Annotated in this window: 11 protein-coding genes; 9 read left to right on the top strand and 2 right to left on the bottom strand. The window is 60.8% G+C overall.

From position 1 onward, the window contains the following. The first annotated feature begins 206 nt into the window (after positions 1-206). Positions 207-3,560, top strand: coding sequence for an ExeM/NucH family extracellular endonuclease (locus U9R61_RS18095; RefSeq protein ID WP_322490215.1), 3,354 nt, complete (start codon positions 207-209; stop codon positions 3,558-3,560). A gap of 150 nt (positions 3,561-3,710) precedes the next feature. On the opposite strand, the gene U9R61_RS18090 is transcribed toward U9R61_RS18095, so the two are convergent. Continuing rightward, positions 3,711-4,184: a glutathione peroxidase gene (locus U9R61_RS18090; protein ID WP_322490214.1), complete on the bottom strand. Its 474-nt coding sequence runs from the start codon at positions 4,182-4,184 to the stop codon at positions 3,711-3,713. A 371-nt stretch (positions 4,185-4,555) separates the two neighbouring features. On the opposite strand from U9R61_RS18090, the gene U9R61_RS18085 reads away from it, so the two are divergent. The 7 genes from U9R61_RS18085 to U9R61_RS18055 all read left to right on the top strand — a co-directional run bounded on the left by U9R61_RS18085 (position 4,556) and on the right by U9R61_RS18055 (position 13,821). Further along, on the top strand, positions 4,556-6,109 hold the full coding sequence (locus U9R61_RS18085) for an ATP-binding protein (protein WP_322490213.1): 1,554 nt from the start codon (positions 4,556-4,558) through the stop codon (positions 6,107-6,109). A gap of 15 nt (positions 6,110-6,124) precedes the next feature. Then, complete coding sequence (locus tag U9R61_RS18080) at positions 6,125-6,757, top strand: metallophosphoesterase (RefSeq protein ID WP_322490212.1); 633 nt, start codon at positions 6,125-6,127, stop codon at positions 6,755-6,757. 316 nt (positions 6,758-7,073) lie between these two features. Continuing rightward, a complete protein-coding gene (locus U9R61_RS18075) occupies positions 7,074-7,988 on the top strand; it encodes a DUF4032 domain-containing protein (protein WP_322490211.1) in 915 nt (304 codons plus the stop codon). Positions 7,989-8,047: 59 nt separating this feature from the next. After that, positions 8,048-10,525: an ArnT family glycosyltransferase gene (locus U9R61_RS18070; RefSeq protein WP_322490210.1), complete on the top strand. Its 2,478-nt coding sequence runs from the start codon at positions 8,048-8,050 to the stop codon at positions 10,523-10,525. After that, positions 10,522-11,640: a winged helix DNA-binding domain-containing protein gene (locus tag U9R61_RS18065; RefSeq protein WP_322490209.1), complete on the top strand. Its 1,119-nt coding sequence runs from the start codon at positions 10,522-10,524 to the stop codon at positions 11,638-11,640. Before U9R61_RS18070 ends, U9R61_RS18065 begins: the two co-directional genes overlap by 4 nt. After that, a complete protein-coding gene (locus U9R61_RS18060) occupies positions 11,628-12,449 on the top strand; it encodes a lipoate--protein ligase family protein (protein ID WP_322490208.1) in 822 nt (273 codons plus the stop codon). The genes U9R61_RS18065 and U9R61_RS18060 overlap by 13 nt, the downstream gene beginning before the upstream one ends. 187 nt (positions 12,450-12,636) lie before the next feature. Beyond that, positions 12,637-13,821 carry a serine hydrolase domain-containing protein gene (locus U9R61_RS18055; RefSeq protein ID WP_322490207.1) on the top strand — a complete coding sequence of 395 codons (1,185 nt, stop codon included), beginning with the start codon at positions 12,637-12,639 and terminating at the stop codon, positions 13,819-13,821. Between the two features lie 766 nt (positions 13,822-14,587). Here the strand turns inward: U9R61_RS18055 and U9R61_RS18050 are convergent. Further along, complete coding sequence (locus tag U9R61_RS18050) at positions 14,588-15,964, bottom strand: FAD-dependent oxidoreductase (protein ID WP_322490206.1); 1,377 nt, start codon at positions 15,962-15,964, stop codon at positions 14,588-14,590. Positions 15,965-16,181: 217 nt separating this feature from the next. Here U9R61_RS18050 and fni point away from each other — a divergent pair, with 217 nt between their 5' ends. Then, a complete protein-coding gene (fni, locus tag U9R61_RS18045; protein ID WP_322490205.1) occupies positions 16,182-17,222 on the top strand; it encodes a type 2 isopentenyl-diphosphate Delta-isomerase in 1,041 nt (346 codons plus the stop codon). Positions 17,223-17,231: the final 9 nt, after the last annotated feature.

Below are 17,231 nucleotides of genomic sequence, written 5' to 3'. Positions count from 1 at the left end.
CCGCTTTCACGCTTTGCGTCTATCATTAGAGACATCTGATTGTTCAACCATTGCGACGTGGTGTACCTCGCTCGTATCCTCGCCTGCCCGCCGCATGGCCGTGTCGCCGTTGGATTGGCATCTTCCGAACTGTGTGGTTCCGCCGGCAACTGCGCGCCGGTGCGGTTGCCGGCGGAACAGCGCGCTGAAGCAACGAGGTGGAAGGTATGCGTTCTGCGTTTGGCGGGATTCGCCGTTGGGTAGTGTTGGTACTCGTCGTGGCGTTTGTCGTTGCGCCGTTGGGGGCCGGGTGGCCGGTGGCGCGCGCGGTGAGCGCCGATCTGGTGATTAGCCAAGTGTATGGCGGTGGCGGGAATAGTGGCGCGCCGTACACGAACGATTTTGTCGAGATTTTCAATCGCGGGACAACGACGGTTTCGCTGAGCGGGTTGTCGATCCAGTATGCCAGTGCGACCGGCACCGGTAATTTCGGCAGCAACCCGGTAGTGCTCTTGAGCGGTTCGCTTGCTCCCGGCCAGTATTATCTAGTGCAATTGGCCGGCGGCGCGACCGGTGCGCCGTTGCCAGCGCCTAATGCAACCGGCGCGATCAACGCGAGCGCTAGCGCCGGCAAGTTCGCGTTGGTCAATAGCACCAGCGGTCTTGCCTGCAACGGCGGTTCGACGCCGTGTACGCCGACGCAGTTGGCGCTGATTATCGATCTGGTCGGTTACGGCAATGCGAACTTCTTTGAAGGTGCACCGGCGCCAACCCTGAGTAATACCACGGCTGCGCTGCGCAACGGTAATGGCTGTATCGAGACCGATAACAACGCGAGCGATTTCAGCGCCGGGCCGCCCAATCCGCGCAATACCAGCAGTCCGGCGAACCTATGCAGCGCGCCGCCACCACCGCCGATGACGGGCAATTGTCCCGATGTGCCGAATGTGAGCCTGATCAGCCAGACTCAGGGCACTACCGAGATTACGCCTTGCGCAACTGAAGAGGTGCTGATCGAAGGTGTGGTGGTGGGTGATTTTGAAGGGCCGTCACCCAATCTGCGCGGGTTTTATGTGCAAGAAGAGGCTACCGATTGGGACGCCGACCCGCTAACGTCAGAGGGTATCTTTGTCTTCAACGGTAACAACAATAACGTGAGTCTGAGCGATCTAGTGCGGGTGCGAGGGACGGTCAGCGAGTTTCAGGGCCAGACCCAAATTAGCGCCGCGCAGATCACAATCGTTGGCAGCAGTACGGCTGATCCGGTTGATGTGACAATGCCCTTCCCCAGCGCCGATTACCTCGAACGCTACGAGGGCATGCTGGTGCGCTTCCCGATGAAGCTGGTCGTTACCGAGCACTTCCAGCTTGGCCGGTTTGGGCAAGTGGTGATGTCAGCGGAAGATCGCCTCTACCAGCCGACCAGTCTCTATCCGCCGGGGCCGTTGGCAAATGCGTTACAGACGGCCAACGGCTTGAACCGGATTATCGTGGATGATAACTTGCAGAATCAGAACCCCGACCCAATCCTGTTTGGCCGCGGCGGCAATCCGCTCAGCGCGAGCAATACGCTGCGCGGCGGCGATAGCGTGACCGGGTTGATCGGGGTGATGACCTACACGTGGGCGGGGAATGCGGCCAGCGGCAATGCCTACCGGGTGCGCCCGGTAGGCGATCTGAGCGATCTGTGGCCGGGGGGCGGCGTGCCGGCCTTCGTGACCGAGAATCCGCGCCCCACTGCCCCGCCGAACGTTGGTGGCAGCATCACCGTGGTTGGGATGAATCTGCTCAACTACTTCAATACCTTCAGCGGCTGCACCAACGGCCTGACCGGCGGCGCGACCGATTGCCGCGGGGCCGAGAATGCGACCGAGTTTGCCCGCCAAACCGCCAAGACAGTCGCGGCGATCGTGGCGCTGAACCCGACCGTGCTGGGTGTGATCGAGATGGAGAATGACGGCTACGGCCCGAATAGCGCCATCGCTGATCTGGTCAACCGGCTCAACGCGGCTACTGCGCCGGGGAGGTATGCGTTTATCGATGTGGATGCGGCAACCGGTCAGGCGGATGCGTTGGGCAACGATGCAATCAAGGTCGGCATTATCTACCAGCCGGCGCTAGTCACGCCGGTTGGTCAGACTGCAGCGCTCAACACGCCGGCGTTTATCACCGGCGGCGATAGCGCACCGCGCAACCGGGCGGCGCTGGCGCAAGCGTTTGCCGAAAACGCCAGCGGCGGGCGGTTTGTGGTGACGATCAACCACTTCAAGAGCAAGGGTAGCGCCTGCGATGCCCCCGATGCCGGCGATGGGCAGGGCAACTGCAACATCGTGCGCACCAACGCGGCCAATACACTGGCGGCGTGGCTGGCGACCGACCCGACCGGCGTGAACGACCCGGATGTGCTGATCATCGGCGACCTCAACAGCTACGCCAAAGAAGATCCCATCCGGGCGCTAGAGGCGCAAGGCTACGAGAACCTAATCGAGCGGTTCGGCGGCCCGAACGCCTACTCGTATGTCTTCAACGGCCAATGGGGCTACCTCGACTACGCACTGGTCAACGCCAGTCTCGGCGCGCAGATCACGGGAGTAGCCGAATGGCACATCAACGCCGACGAGCCAACGGTGCTCGATTACAACACCAACTTCAAGTCGGCGGGCCAGATCAGCAGCCTGTACGCACCCGACTTCTACCGCACCTCGGATCACGATCCGGTGGTGGTTGGTCTCAACCTTGATGGCGTACCGCCGGTCACGCTGGTCAGCGTCAGCGGCCCGGTCAACCCGCTCTGCCCGGCTGACTGCTACGCCGGCAGCGCGACGGTGACACTCAGCGCAAGCGATGATCGGTCGGGGGTAGTGGAAATTGCCTACCGCGTGGATGGCGGCGCCTTCCTGCCCTACACCGCTCCCTTCACTCTCAGCGGCGCGGGCAATTATACGGTCGAGTTCTTTGCTCGCGATGGCGCCGGTAATACTGAACCGGTGCAGAGCTTGATCGTGAAGGTGAGTCCCTTTCCGGCTCTATCTACCCTTGATACGTTCAACCGGGCCAACGGTCGCTTGGGATCGAACTGGAGCGGCGCGACCCAGCTTGACCGGTACCGGATCGACGGCAATGCAGTGACGGTCGAGAAGGGCGGGTTGGCGCTGTGGCGACCAACGGTGTTTGGGCCGGAGCAAGAAGCCTTCATGCGGTTGACCGCGATCAACCCGAATGGCCAGCACCACACGCTGGCGTTGAAGGTACGCGGGAGCGGCGGACGGAACGGCGCGCTGCTGGTAAGTTACGATGCGGTGAACCAGCAGGTGGTAGTTGAGGCATTTGTGCCCGGCCAAGGCTTCGTGACCGTTGCTACCTATGCCGCCACCCTTGCCGCCGGCGACGTCCTCGGCGCGCGGGCGCGGGCCGACGGCACGGTCGACGTCTTCGTGCGCTGCGAGCAGATCGGTGTCGCCGACACCCGACCCGCTGCCGGCAACCGCTATGTAGGCACTGGCGGCCAGATCGGCGTCTGGTTCCACAACACGGCTGGCGCCGGATTTGACGACTTCGGCGGTGGTGATTTCGCACCGTAAGGCTGGCAACATCATAGAGTGCTGCAGTCAACCTGCCGCGCTTTATGTGCGCGCAGAGAGACGGGGGAGGGGAAGCGTAGGGGTGATATAGAGTGCGGCAGTTACACTGCCGCACTCTATATAAACAACCGCAACCCTCTCATCATTTCATCACAGCAACTCTAACACCTCGCGCTCAACCGCACCGACCGTATCGGTCGGCGCAAAGCGGCGCACTACGCGACCATTGCGGTCAACCAAAAACTTCGTGAAATTCCACTTGATCTCACCATCAGGACTTAAACCCGGCTGTTGCTCTTTGAGATAAGCGAAGAGCGGATGGGTGTCTGGCCCATTCACATGGATCTTGGCAAATAATGGAAACGTCACGGCATAATTGCGGGCGCAGAAGGATTTGATCGTCGCTTCATCATCCGGTTCTTGGTTGAAATCGTTGCTCGGAAAGCCGAGAACCACCAACCTGCGCTCGCGATAGCGCCGGTAGAGCGATTCGAGGTCGCCGTACTGCGGCGTAAGCCCACAGTGGCTGGCAACGTTGACGATCAATAACACCTTACCGCGATACGTGGAGAGTGGTTGTAGTTCACCGTCAATGGTGTGGGCGGAAAATTCGTAGATGCTCATCGGCGTTAGCTGGAATATTTGAAATTTCAAAAAAAAATGAACCTTAGGTAGTATGATCTGATTTCATTGAATTGTCAACCCTTCATGCCAACGGGCAATGTGGTATGCTGATGGCAATAGGGCATCGTTCCCGTTCGGAGGAGATTGCTTCGCCGCCTCTAGCGGCGCGCAAGGACAAGGTTTGGCTGTCATTGCTTCGGGCGCGGCGCGCCCGAAGCAATCTCCTGTTTCAGCGGGCAGGATGCCTGAGCAGGTTGCTCCCGCTGCCGGAGGGATTGCTTCGCCACTCGGATCAGCACATCGCACGAGAAATCCTACAATAGATAGCCTAAAAATCTCACCAACTTACTTAAATTTCGTATTGTAGACGTATGACTGATATCAACGACAAACTGGTGCAACCCTCCCTTGCCTCTGCCCCTGACCAACCTCCGGCAGCGCCACTGCGCCGGCTGCCATGGCAGCATTTGCGCCAAAGCTTGATTGCCGTTCCGTTTCGAGTGCGGTTGACCCTACTCTACACCAGCCTCTTCTCGGTTGCGTTGCTGGTCATCGGCGTCGGTGTCCATTTCGCCGTCGCGCAAGCGCTCTACGCTGGCGTGCAAAGCGATTTGACCTCAGCAACGCAGCAGGTGCGGGCGATCCTTAATGCCGTTGGCTTGCAAAGCATCCGGACACCGAGCGGGCAACTGCAACTCTACCTTGATCGTGATTTCATTCAACTGTTCACCAATCGCAATATCGGCGCGCAATTCTTTCGTCTTGATGGCACCTTGGTGAGCAATACCCCGAATCTCGAACCGTATATGCTGCCATTGCCGCCAGAAGCGCTGCAATTGACCTCAACCAATACGAACGGGATCACGCTTGTCCGTGACGTCAACGGTGTGCCGGTCAAGTCATTGATTACCCCGGTTGTCTTGCGTGATGGCCAATTGCTCGGTTTCTTGCAAGTCTCGCGCCCGCTTGATGATGTGGCTGATACGTTGACGCTCTTGCAACAAATTTTGCTTGGCGGCGGGATGATTGCCTTGATCGTGACCGGTCTTGGCGCGATGTACCTCTCGAAGCGGGCATTGCGACCAATTGAGCAAATCACCTCGACCGCGCAGAGCATCGTGCGGGCCGAGGATCTCGGTCGCCGGATCCCCGAACCGGCTCAGCGTGACGAGCTGCACCAATTGACTGTGACGATCAATGAGTTGTTATCGCGGCTCGAACAGCTCTTTTCCACCCAGCAGCGGTTTGTGGCTGATGTCAGCCACGAGTTGCGCACACCCTTGACGGCGATGCAGGGAAATCTCGAAGTGCTCGATCGCGGCGCCGGCGCCGATCCGGCGTTGCTCAAAGAGGTGATCGACGATATGCGCCGCGAAACGGCGCGCTTGATCCGGATGGTGAATGATCTGTTGCTGCTGGTCCAAAGCGAGACGCATGTCGCGTTGCGCCACGAACCGGTTGAGCTGGATACGCTGTTGCTTGAGGTGTTTCGCGAGCTGCGCCCGTTGGCCGGCCAAGTGCGGTTGCGGATCGGCGCTGAGGATCAAATTTTGGTCTACGGTGATCGTGATCGGATTAAGCAGGCGTTGTTGAATCTAGGGGTGAATGCACTGCAATACACACCTCCGGGAGGGTTGGTGGTGTTGGGGCTCGAACGTTACGAGCAGTTTGCCTGTCTGAGTGTGGCTGATACCGGTGTCGGTATCAGCGAAGCTGAACGTGCCCATATTTTTGACCGCTTCTACCGGGTGGATCGCTCGCGTTCGCGCCATAGCGGCGGCGCCGGGTTGGGATTGTCGATCGTGAAATGGGTGGCCGAAGCGCATAGCGGCTATGTGACAGTGGCGAGTGAAGTTGGGCGCGGCAGCACCTTCGCCATCTATTTGCCGTTGCCTGAACCGGCTGTTTCAGCGGGTGCAGAATAGAGTACAATAGGCGGCATGCGCACGCTTACGATCAGCGACGAAATCGTCCCAGCCGTCTACAGTCTCAATATCAAACAACGCTTCGCCGATGTCCGATTAGTGCTGGCCTGCGGTGATCTGCCGATCTATTACCTTGAGTTTGTCGTGACGATGCTTGGTCAGCCCTGTTTCTATGTCTGGGGCAACCACGATTCGCCGGAGGTGCAAGCCGATGGGCAAGTGGTCGGCTATGCCCGTGGCGCGGTCTGTGTCGAAGATCGAGTGGTGCGCCATCAAGGACTGTTGATCGGCGGTTTGGGCGGTTCGATCCGCTACAAGCCCGATGTCCATCACCAGTACACCGAGACGCAGATGATGCTGCGGGTGTGGCGGATGGCGCCGCGCCTGTTGCTCAACCGGCTGCGCTATGGCCGGTATCTTGATGTCTTGCTGACCCATGCGCCGCCGCTCGGCATTCACAACGGACCCGATTACCCCCATCGCGGCTTTCGCGCGTTGCTATTGATGATGCAGTGGTTTCGCCCGCGCTACCTCATCCACGGCCACATCCATCTCTCGTATGGCTTTGGCCATGCCACCGAGACGCAGGTGGGTGATACGCTTGTCATCAACACCGCCGGCTATCGGGTGCTGGATCTGGTGGTGTGAGATGGTCATTGGCTAGCTACTTGAGGTTTAACGTCATTGCTGTAGGCGCAGTGCATAGCATCGTGATGCCTCACACACATAGCACGCTCCTTCCCTGGTCGACAACTATGCTCCATACGGGTTTTAGACAGCTTGGGCGTCTCTTTGTGGCTATCTCACAATCCTTCGAGATAGTTTTTTGTGCAACTTTTTAGATTGCAAGCGCGTCTGACTCATGGTACGATACCCGCGACAACGGCTGCCGGCATCGCCGGTCGCTTGCCGAGCGCGGTGTGTGCGCTGACCATCACTATGATGAGGCCGAAAGGAGTGGCCGATGTCAGCCATTCAAGCGATAGTCCATGATGAATTTACCCGTATTCGCCGCGATCAGATGCTGCGCGAGCTGCTGGCCCTGATTACGCGCCGCCCCAACGAATTGTTGCCGCTCGATGAGGTGCGGGCGCGGCTGAATGTGCGCGGGCAGCATTACCTTGGTCATCAGACAGTTCCGCTCGAAAAGATCATCGGCAGCGAGGGCCGTTACAGCGATTTCGACCGCCAGTTTGCGCCTCGGCATAACGCCAATCGCTTTCGTTGGATGAGCATCGATCGTGCCCATCACGAAGGTACACCCTTGCCGTCGGTGGAGTTGTATAAACTAGGTGATATCTATTTTGTCAAAGACGGCCATCACCGTATTTCGGTAGCCCGCTTTCAGGGCCAGCGCGAGATTGACGCGATTGTGACCGAACTGGTGGTTGATGTGCCGCTCGATACCAATCTCAGCGTGCGCGATCTGCTCTTGAAAGAGGAGTATAGCGACTTTCTGGAGTGGACTGGCCTTGCCGATCTGCGTCCCGATCAGCGAATCGAGTTTAGCGAACCCGGCGGCTATCTCGATCTGGTGCGCCATATCAATGCCCATCGCTACTATCTGGGCCAAGAGTTAGGCCGGCCAGTGTCGCGCGAGGAGGCGGTAGCGAGTTGGTATGATAATGTCTATATGCCGGTGATCGAGGTCATCCGGGCGCAAAATGCACTGCGCTACTTCCCCGGCCGCACCGAGGCCGATCTCTACCGCTGGATCATGGATCACCGCTGGTATCTGCGTGAACGCAACGGCGGTGCCGATCCGGGGCCACTAGTGGCGGCGTCGGATTATGTGCGGCTCTTTGGCCAGCGTAGTTTGGCGGCGATTACCGATTGGCTGCTCGGTGCGTTGCGTGGGAAGCAAACTGGCGTAGTCTAATGCGCAATCTCTCTCCACCACGGTTGCACCGTTCCCGATCTGAAGCTATAATACGCGGCGTGATTAGAACACTTGCGCGCCCAACCTTTTCGCTTCAACCAGCCCTGTTGCTGCCGGTGGCATTAACGCTCATCGCCATCGGTTTGTTATGCTTCTCGCCGGTTCGTTCACCGCACGCTTGGCGCGTTGGTGAAGATCACGAACCGGTACTGGTTGGTTTCCACGGTAACGAACAAAACGAAACCGATCTGTTTCGCTGGTCGCAGCCGCAGGCGGGGTTGTTTCTCTATGGCTATCGCGGCACGCCAGCCGTGGTTGAGCTGCGCTTGGCTGCGCCGCGCCAGCCGGGCATGGCACCGGCCCAAGCGACATTTGCCTATCAAGATGGCGACGTGGGTACGGTGACGGTCGCCGGATATTGGCGTCGCTACCGTTTGTTAGTGCCTGCCACTGCTACTGGTGAGACTGTGCTGCGCTGGTCTACCGAACCATACATCGCTCTGCCCGATGTGCGCGAGTTAGGCGTCGCCTTGAGTGGTGTTAGGCAGTGGTCGCTGGCCGATCGTCCAACCTTGAGCGCCCAAACCATCGCGTGGAGCGCCTTGCCGCTGCTGGTGTGGATGGCAGGCGTTGTGTGGCGGTGGCCCGTGTTTTGGCGCGATGCAGGGGCGCTGTTGGCGCTCGCGCCGGCGCTCGGTTTGGCGCTGGTTCCGGCAACGGCTGAGTACTGGTTGCCTACCGTGCCATGGCCGTGGTGGCCGGTGTTGCCGGCGCTCGCGTTGGTGATATGGCCAGAGCTTGCGGCTGGCTGGCGTTCGGTAACCCAATGGGCGGCTGCCCGGTCAATCGTGGGTTGGATGGGGCTGGTCGTAGCCTTAGCCAGCCTATTCGCCTTGCGGGCTAGCACTCCGGCATGGATTGCGTTGCCGCTCGTGATCGGTGGGGTTGGGTTGGCATGGCCCCTGATTGCTGATTCTGAAGAACGTTCTGTATGGCCAATCGGCGGCCTGTTGGCAGCAATAACGGCTATCGCCTTGATGACACGTTTGGTCGCGCTTGATCAGATGCCGCCGGCATTGTGGCGTGACGAAGCACGCCATGGTTTGCTCGCCTTGCAGATCTGGTCAGATCCGAGCTTTCGCCCGATCTATGTGCCAGTGTTCGCCGATCTGCCGGCGCTACTCTTTTACCTGATGGCGCCGGTGATTGGTCTATTAGGCCCGGCAGCGTGGAGCGCGCGACTGGTGAGCGCAGTGGCTGGCGCGCTGACGCCGCCGGCGCTCTATTGGTTTGCTGCGCCGGTGATCGGACGGCGAGCGGCAGTGTTGGGCGCAGCGTTGCTGGCGTGGGCGTCGTGGTCGTTGAGTATGAGCCGCTGGGCCTTCCCTGCTACGCTCGATCATTTGCTGGTACTGACAGCGGCTGGATTGCTGTGGCGCGGTCTCGATCCGGCGCGGCGCGGTTGGTGCTGGTACGTGGCCGGCGCGGCAGTGTTGGGTGGGCTGGCTGTCTATACCTACCACACCGGGCGGCTAGCGCCGTTGGCTTTGTTGGTGGTGGCGTTGGTGCGCTTAGGTCGCGATCGAGAACGTTGGCGCGTTGCTTGGCCACGGCTGGTGCTGACCGCACTCATTGGGGCTATCGTGGTTGCTCCGATCGTGTGGTACGTGCTGACCGATAGCGCCGGCTTTAACCGGCGGGTCGGTTTTGTCTCCATCTTTCAAGCTGATAATCTCTACCGTCACCGTCCACTTGATTTTCTCACTGAGAACATTGTACGCTACGGCTTGATGTGGCATGTGCAGGGTGAAACGAATGGTCGCCACCATTTGCCGCTGGCGCCGATGGTTGATCCAGTGGTTGGACTGCTCTTGCTAATCGGCGTGGGGTTGGGGTGGCGCGCGCGGCGCGCGGCAGCGGTGGTCTTATTGGCGCTGTGGCTGCTTTACTACCTGCCGGGATTGTTGAGTTTCAATGCGCCGCATGCTATGCGATCGCTCGGCACCCTCGCGCCGGCTTGTGCGCTGGCTGGGTGGGGGTTGAGCCGGTTGGCGTCCGGTGCGCAGTGGCGGCGCTGGTTAATCCTTGCCGCGCTTGCCGGCAGCTTGGCCGTGAACCTGTGGGTCTATTTCGGCCTGATGGGACATGATCCGCGAGTGTATGGCGAGTTTGATCGGGTTGAGACGGTGATGGCCCAGATTGTGCGGCGGGCTGCTGCGCCTGATGATGCCTCGCAGACCGTGCCTGTCTATCTGCCGCGCGAGTGGGCGCTCAGTGATACCGTGCGGTTTCTCACGTCAGATTTGCCGCTAGAACAACAGCCACAAATCTGGCGCGGCACGCTTGATCCTGATAGCGCTGCACTGGTGGTCTTACCTGCCTTTGCCGATCCTCGTGAGGTTGCTGCCGTTGTGAACACGCTTGGTTCCGCTGCCGTTGAAATCGTGCCTACACCAACCATTCCATCTGACGGCGAACCGCTAGCGCGGGTCTTTGCCCGTGGTGCAGCGGCCCTAGCCGTGATGAGGTCGCCATGAAAGCTGCGCTCGATGTGACACTCGAACAGGCGGCTGTTGCGCGGTTTGCCCAGAACGGCTTGCTGGCGCCGTTTGCCGATGCGGTGGCGGCGGCTATACATCTTGCCGGTGTGCAGGCGCAGATTTTGCCCGCCGCCGGGTTGGCATTGTGGAATCGCGTGCCGGATTTTACGGCGGCCCAACTGGATCATCTGCTCTACCACGAACGTTCGCTAGTGCGGTTGTGGGGCCAGCGTGGGACGTTGCATCTGTACGCCGCGACCGATTGGCCGCTGATCTACGCGGCACAGGCTGGTCGCGCCACCTATTGGGAGCAAGAGGCGCTGCGTGAGGGCTGGGATCCGGCAGCGTATGAGGCGTTTATCGCGCGCGCTGCGCGCTGGCTGGCCGAGCACGAGACGATGGGGCGCAGTGATCTGCGCCGTCTCGCCCCTGAGATTGATGATCGCCATTTGTCGGGTTGGGGCGGGATTTTTGCCATTCTGACCCGGCGCGGCTTGGCTTGCCACGTCGCCCCCAACGGCGGTGAAGCCCGCATGGCCCACCGGTTGCGCTGGCGGCCTGATTTGGCATGGGATCCGCCATCATCTGAGGAAGCGAATGCCGAGCTGATCCGCCGCTATCTGGCTGCCTTTGGCCCGGCAACCCTCGCCGATCTGACTGCGTGGCGAGGGCGCACGCAAGTTGAGATCAAGCGTTGGTTGACGTTGTTGGGTGATGAAGTGGTGAAGGTGGCGATCGCCGGTAAGCCAGCATGGTGGTTGCAGAGTCAATTAGCGCGTTTGGCAGTATTGCCGGAACCGGGTGATGTACCGCCGCGCTTGCTGGGCCGGTTTGACCCGCTCTTGCTCGCTACCCGCGACCGGAGCTGGTTGGTTGATGCAGTCGGCTATAAACAGGTTTGGCGGCCCGCTGGCCATGTCGAGGCGACGATCGTGGTGGCGGGGCGGATCGTGGGGACGTGGCGGTATGATTGGCGTGGTTCGGCGCTCGTGGTGACCTTGCGTCCGTTTGGGGCGTTGCCGGCGGCAACGCGAACGCAGCTTGAGACGTTGGCTGCCGGTGTCGCTGCTCACTTTGCGGCGCCGTTACGGGAATGCCAATGGAAGGAATGACGTCGTGGCGACTACTACCGCCGGCGCAGGGCGATCCGGCCAGCGAGTTGGCTGCCGGCGCGGCGATGCTGGCCGGCTTAGCGACCACGCCCCAACCGGCGGTTCGCTGGTATGCCGCCGCGCCCCAGCCGGCGTTGGTGATCGGTTCGGGCCAAAAGTTGAACGAGGTTGATCAGGCGGCCTTGGCGAATGCTGGCATCACGCTGCATCGGCGAGCTAGCGGCGGTACGGCCGTGCTCTTCGTGCCCGGCTTCTTGATGCAAGACATTGCGCTGCCGGCGGATCATCCGCTGGCCCATCCCGACGTCAGCGAGTCGTATCGCTGGTTGGGCGAGGTATGGCAAGCGACCTTGGCCCAGTTTGGCGTCGCAACCACGCTGATCGAGATCGCTGCCGCGCGTGCTGACCGGGCAACGCTCGATCCGCTGGTAGCGCGGGCATGTTTTGGCGGCCAATCGCCATACGAAGTGCTGGTAGGCGGGCACAAACTGGTGGGTTTTGCCCAGATCCGCCGGCGGGAAGGGATGCTGTTTCAAGTCGGCCTCTATACCCATTGGCCGGGGGCACAATTGGCGGCGCTGTTGGCTATTTCTGAGTCTGAACGCCGACTCTTAGTGGAACGGCTGGCAGAACGGGTGACCGATCTCGTCACTGTCTGCACTAACCCGCCCAATCTCGCATCCTTGGCAACCGCATTTGCCGTTGCGCTCTATCAGCGGTACGATGTAACTATCACGCCTTCCGATTGGACGGCGGCGGAATTGGCGACGATGGCGGCGGCGCAGAACCGGTTTGCGCCCTTGGGATGAGGTTTACCACCGAGGCCGCAGAGTGCGCATCTGTCTCCCTCCCTCCCTAGGGGAGGGTTGGGGTGGGGAATTTACCGCCGAGGTCACCAGAGTGCATAGAGAGTTATTCTAATCCTTTGCGTCCCTTGGCGCTCTTAGCGCCTGTGCGTTTAACGTCTCTGTGCCTTTGCTCGCTTTGCGTCTTGATATGTCCATGCGCTGCTTGACGATTGCTATATCCATCCTCGCCATCATCGTGTTGACCGCCTGCGGCCAGCGCGATCCGGTCATCTCGGCGTGGGCGCCGGTGGGACCGCAGCCGACCATCTTGCCCAGCGTCACCCCCGACCGGCCATTGCCGGCCAGCACCCCCTTGGTGGCGGTCATGGAACCGGTGCGTCCGACGCCAACGCCGAGCTTGGTTGATATCGCCACCCAAATCGACCTCTCCCTCCGCGATCTGACCGAAAAAGGCCAATTTCGCGGCTCGGTGCTGGTAGCGACGCAGGGGCGCATCTTGGTGGCCCGTGGCTACGGGCAGGCCAACGTCGAGCGCGATCTGCCCAACACGGCTCAGACCCGCTTCCGCATCGCTTCGATCACCAAGCCGTTCACGGCGCTGGCGATTATGCAGTTGCAAGCGGCGGGCAAACTCAACGTCAACGAATCGGTCTGCCGCTACCTACCCGACTGCCCGCCGGCATGGCAGCCGATCACGCTCCACCACCTCCTCACCCACACTGCCGGCATTCCGAACTACACCGACTTCCGCGACTTCGAGCAACTCGAACGTTCGCCGGTCACGCCGACCCAGCTCGCGGCCCGGTTTCGCAACTTGCCGCTCGACTTCGCGCCGGGCAGCGCCTTTCGCTACGGCAATTCCAACTACGTCGTGCTAGGGTTGGTAATCGAAGCGGTGAGCGGCCAATCCTACGCTGATTACATCCGCGCCAACATCTTCGCACCGGCGGGTATGACCAACAGCGGCTACGACAGCGGCGATGCATCGGCGCTCAACGGCACAGTTGGCTATCTTGGGCCGGGGGCGGAACGGGCGATTCCAATTGACACCAGCAATCTCTACAGCGCCGGCGGTCTGTATGCAACGGTTGAAGACCTCTACCGGTTTGTCACAGCGCTTAACGGTGGACAACTGTTACCCGCCGCCGAACTCTCCCAGATGTACACCCCCGTCCGCAACCATTTCGGCTACGGCTGGAAGATCGAAGATCGCAACGGGCGCAAGGTCATCTACCACCCCGGCTTTATGTCAGGGGCTGTCACCCACCTCGCTTACTACCCCGACACGCAGAGCGTGGTAATCGTGTTAAGCAATATGGAACGCACCAATGCTGACGCGATTGCCGCGACCATCGGTGCAATGCTGCCGTGAGGGAAGACAAGTAGATCGGCAAGCGTCACAGCCCACGATCAGGCTGACTCGCATGACGCGACAGCATCACCTGTGAAACTTCCGGCTAATAGGCATTGCCAGCGCATGATAGCCGGAAAAATAGCGCATTCATTCCGGGAACGATGTATCATTGAGCTGAGCTATGTCATTGCGAGCCGCCGGAGGCGGCGAAGCAATCCCTCGCGATAGTGGGAGCTGTGCCTACAGAGGTTGCTTTCGCTGAAACGGGAGCTTGCTTCGGGCGCTGCGCCCCATCGCAAGGACAACAAAGTGGGGGTGCGCCTACAATAGCGGCGCACGAAAGAGAAAGAAAGGTTATCTATGGTGAATGAGATGCATAACCAATCTTCGAGTCCTCCGGTAGCGTTGGAACCGCGTTACATCACTCGTGCCCCAAACGAGGAGATTATGCTGTATGAAGGTCTCATCCATATTCAGAGCGCCGAGCCGCCGACCGAATGCTCGCCCAATCACGGCATATCCAACAGAAGCGCGATGGCAAGCACTAGTGCTCGGATTATAGTATCTTGAACTGGTTATCTTGCATCTGCTCAACTACCACGGTCGTTATTGGCCACGTTATTCGTCACAGAAACTGACCAAGCCGGTGCCGTGGGTATAGCGTAGTCGCCGCAATAGGTTGGGGTGGCCTGATACCGTTTTCTCCATAGGGTTGCTGTTCCTGCTGCGGTGGTGTTTAGCATCTATTGAATCCACCCTTGCCACTGAACGATCAGTTCATCTCTCACAACTGCCCGGTCTCGCCCCAGTGCGCCAGTTGCGCCCGGTAGGCCGGCTCGGCGTAGCGGGCCGGGTGGAAGGCGGCGGCGTAAGCGGGTAGCGGCGCGCCGGTCATGTGCGCTGCGAGGAGTTCGGCAGCAGCGGCGGCGGCCATGATCCCGTAGCCGGCTAGCGCCCCAATCACGAAGGCGCCTTCGACCAGCAGCGGCCCGATCAGGGGCCGGTTTTCCGGCGTGCAGGTGTAGTAGCCGCCGTCGCGGTAGGCCCGCGGCAGCCGGTCGCGGTAGGCGCGCAAGCCGGGCAGCATCGTTGCCATACCGCGCAGCGCGATCTCGAAGAAGCTGTCGTCAAGCGGTATGGGGAAGCGCGCCGCGCGCAGAGCCGGATCGTGCGGGTGATAATCCCAGAGCACAAGCACCTGCTGGCTGTTGCCTTCTCCTTCGGGCCGGCAATGCACTCCCGCCGACAGCGGGTCGGCTAGCCACGCCGTCGCCGGATCGGCCAGCAGCTCATCCCATTCGTCCGCACTCCAGTCGAGCTGCACTGGGTCGGCCCAGATCAGCAGCGGCGCAGTGCGCGGCACGACTCCCAACGGGTCGGCGAAGGCGGCTTTGAGGTGGAGTTGATTATGCACCGGCAGCTCGATGTCAAGCAGATCACCAACGGCGGCTAGGTGCGGGCCGGCGGCGTTCACAAAGCGGGGGGTGGCGATCTGCTGGGTGCCGCCGGCAGTGGCAATAGTGACGCTGTTAACCCGTCCGCCGGTCTGCGCCACCGCCGTCACCTGCCCGCGCACGAGCGTCACTCCGGCAGCGCGCGCCTCTTCCAGCAACATTGTCCCAAGTTGTTGCGCGCTCAGCCAGCCGCAGCGCCGGGTATGCAACACGGCCACCGTCGCCGGATTGAGGCAGGGAAAATGCCGCCGGATCAGCTCAGGATCGAGCAGCACATCAGCACCATCCGGCGCAGTGCGCCAGTCGTGCCCGCTCGCGGCTTGGTAATCGGCATCGGCTCGATCGTGGATGCGGAATGGGCCAGCTCCATGGCGCGCTGCCTGCTCGGCTTGCGCTTGCCACTGCACGACTCGCCGCTCATCGGCCGTTGCGTAGAGGTAGCCGCGCCGGTTGAGTCGGATGCGGTTCGCGCTCGCGAGCGCCCACTCCTCGAGCCGGTCGATGCTGCGATTCATCAACGCCACCATTGCCGCATCCGGCCACCAGTTACGGTAACATTCGGTTGATTTATCGCTGGTCAGCGCCAGCGGATCGCCGGCTTCCACCAGCACCACATCGCGCCAGCCATGCGTTACCGCTAACTGATGGGCCAATGCAACACCGGCAATCCCCGCCCCACAGATGACAACAGTGGCTGTAACCGCCATATTCCCCTCACGATGATAACGCCGCGCTAGCGAAACACTAAGGCTATTGTAGCCGAAATGGCGCAATGTCCCGTCGTAGCATCTTCGCCTAAACCGTACCAAGCCGTACCCCATTCCCCACTCCCCCGTTTGACTCACCTCTTGTTTGTTGGTATGATCGCTCTAAAGGGGTGAAATTGCCGGTTTCCTTCCCCCTTGTTTGCCTCAGGAGTTCCCTATGCCCGGTGATGACAAAACCGAATCGCGCAAAGTTGATCATATTCGGATTGTGCTAAACGAAGATGTCGCTGCCAAGGGTGTCGTCACCGGTTTCGCCGCCTACCGCCTGCCCCACCGCGCGCTGCCCGAACTCGATCTCAACGAGGTTGACACCCGCACCACCTTCCTTGGCAAGCCGATCGCCGCACCACTGCTGATCAGCTCAATGACTGGCGGCACCTCCAGCGCCGAGAAGATCAACCTTGCGCTGGCCGAAGCCGCCGAGCATCTCGGCCTGCCGATGGGGGTCGGCTCGCAACGGGCCGCGGTGATGGATCCGCGCCTTGCCAGCACCTATCAGGTACGCCGGATCGCGCCGCGTATCCCGCTGCTGGCCAATGTCGGCGCAGTGCAACTCAACTACGGCTTTACCGTCGATCATTGCCGCCGTGCGGTCGAAATGATCGAGGCCGATGCGCTGATTTTGCACCTCAATCCGCTGCAAGAAGCGGTGCAGCCGGAAGGCGACGTCAATTTCAAAGGGTTGCTGACCAAGATCGAAGAGGTCTGCCGCCGGCTGGAGGTGCCGGTAATCGTGAAAGAGGTCGGCAACGGGATCGGCGCAGCCGACGCGATCCGGCTCTACGAGGTTGGCGTGCGAATTATCGATGTGGCCGGCGCCGGCGGCACCAGTTGGAGCGAGGTGGAACGCTTCCGCCAATCCAACGATACTGGTCACCGGGTGGCGGGTGCGTTTGCCGACTGGGGCTTGCCCACTACCGAGTGCGTGCGCGAGGTGCGCGCGGCCCTGCCCGATGTGACTCTGATCGCTTCTGGCGGGGTGCGCAGCGGTGTTGATGTTGCAAAAGCGATTGCGTTAGGGGCCGATCTGGCCGGCACTGCCCGCCCGGCTCTGTTCGATGCGATCAACGAGCGCGGCGCTGAAGCGGTGGTCGAAGGTTTGAGCGCGTTTATTCGCGAGCTGCGGGTCGCGATGTTCTGTAGCGGCTGCGCCAATCTGCCCGCTCTGCGTGATTTGCGCCTCGGTGCGCGGGTGTAGCCCGCTTCT

It is taken from the genome of Chloroflexus sp. (assembly GCF_034431535.1).
GTDB lineage: Bacteria > Chloroflexota > Chloroflexia > Chloroflexales > Chloroflexaceae > Chloroflexus.
This window is presented reverse-complemented; position numbering and strand designations above follow the sequence as displayed.

Excerpts from the sequence above, each read along its gene's own strand:
- U9R61_RS18095 (WP_322490215.1), top strand. The coding sequence starts at position 207 with ATGCGTTCTGCGTTTGGCGGGATTCGCCGTTGGGTAGTGTTGGTACTC.
- U9R61_RS18090 (WP_322490214.1), bottom strand. The coding sequence starts at position 4,184 with ATGAGCATCTACGAATTTTCCGCCCACACCATTGACGGTGAACTACAA.
- U9R61_RS18085 (WP_322490213.1), top strand. The coding sequence starts at position 4,556 with ATGACTGATATCAACGACAAACTGGTGCAACCCTCCCTTGCCTCTGCC.
- U9R61_RS18080 (WP_322490212.1), top strand. The coding sequence starts at position 6,125 with ATGCGCACGCTTACGATCAGCGACGAAATCGTCCCAGCCGTCTACAGT.
- U9R61_RS18075 (WP_322490211.1), top strand. The coding sequence starts at position 7,074 with ATGTCAGCCATTCAAGCGATAGTCCATGATGAATTTACCCGTATTCGC.
- U9R61_RS18065 (WP_322490209.1), top strand. The coding sequence starts at position 10,522 with ATGAAAGCTGCGCTCGATGTGACACTCGAACAGGCGGCTGTTGCGCGG.
- U9R61_RS18060 (WP_322490208.1), top strand. The coding sequence starts at position 11,628 with ATGGAAGGAATGACGTCGTGGCGACTACTACCGCCGGCGCAGGGCGAT.
- U9R61_RS18055 (WP_322490207.1), top strand. The coding sequence starts at position 12,637 with ATGTCCATGCGCTGCTTGACGATTGCTATATCCATCCTCGCCATCATC.
- U9R61_RS18050 (WP_322490206.1), bottom strand. The coding sequence starts at position 15,964 with ATGGCGGTTACAGCCACTGTTGTCATCTGTGGGGCGGGGATTGCCGGT.
- fni (WP_322490205.1), top strand. The coding sequence starts at position 16,182 with ATGCCCGGTGATGACAAAACCGAATCGCGCAAAGTTGATCATATTCGG.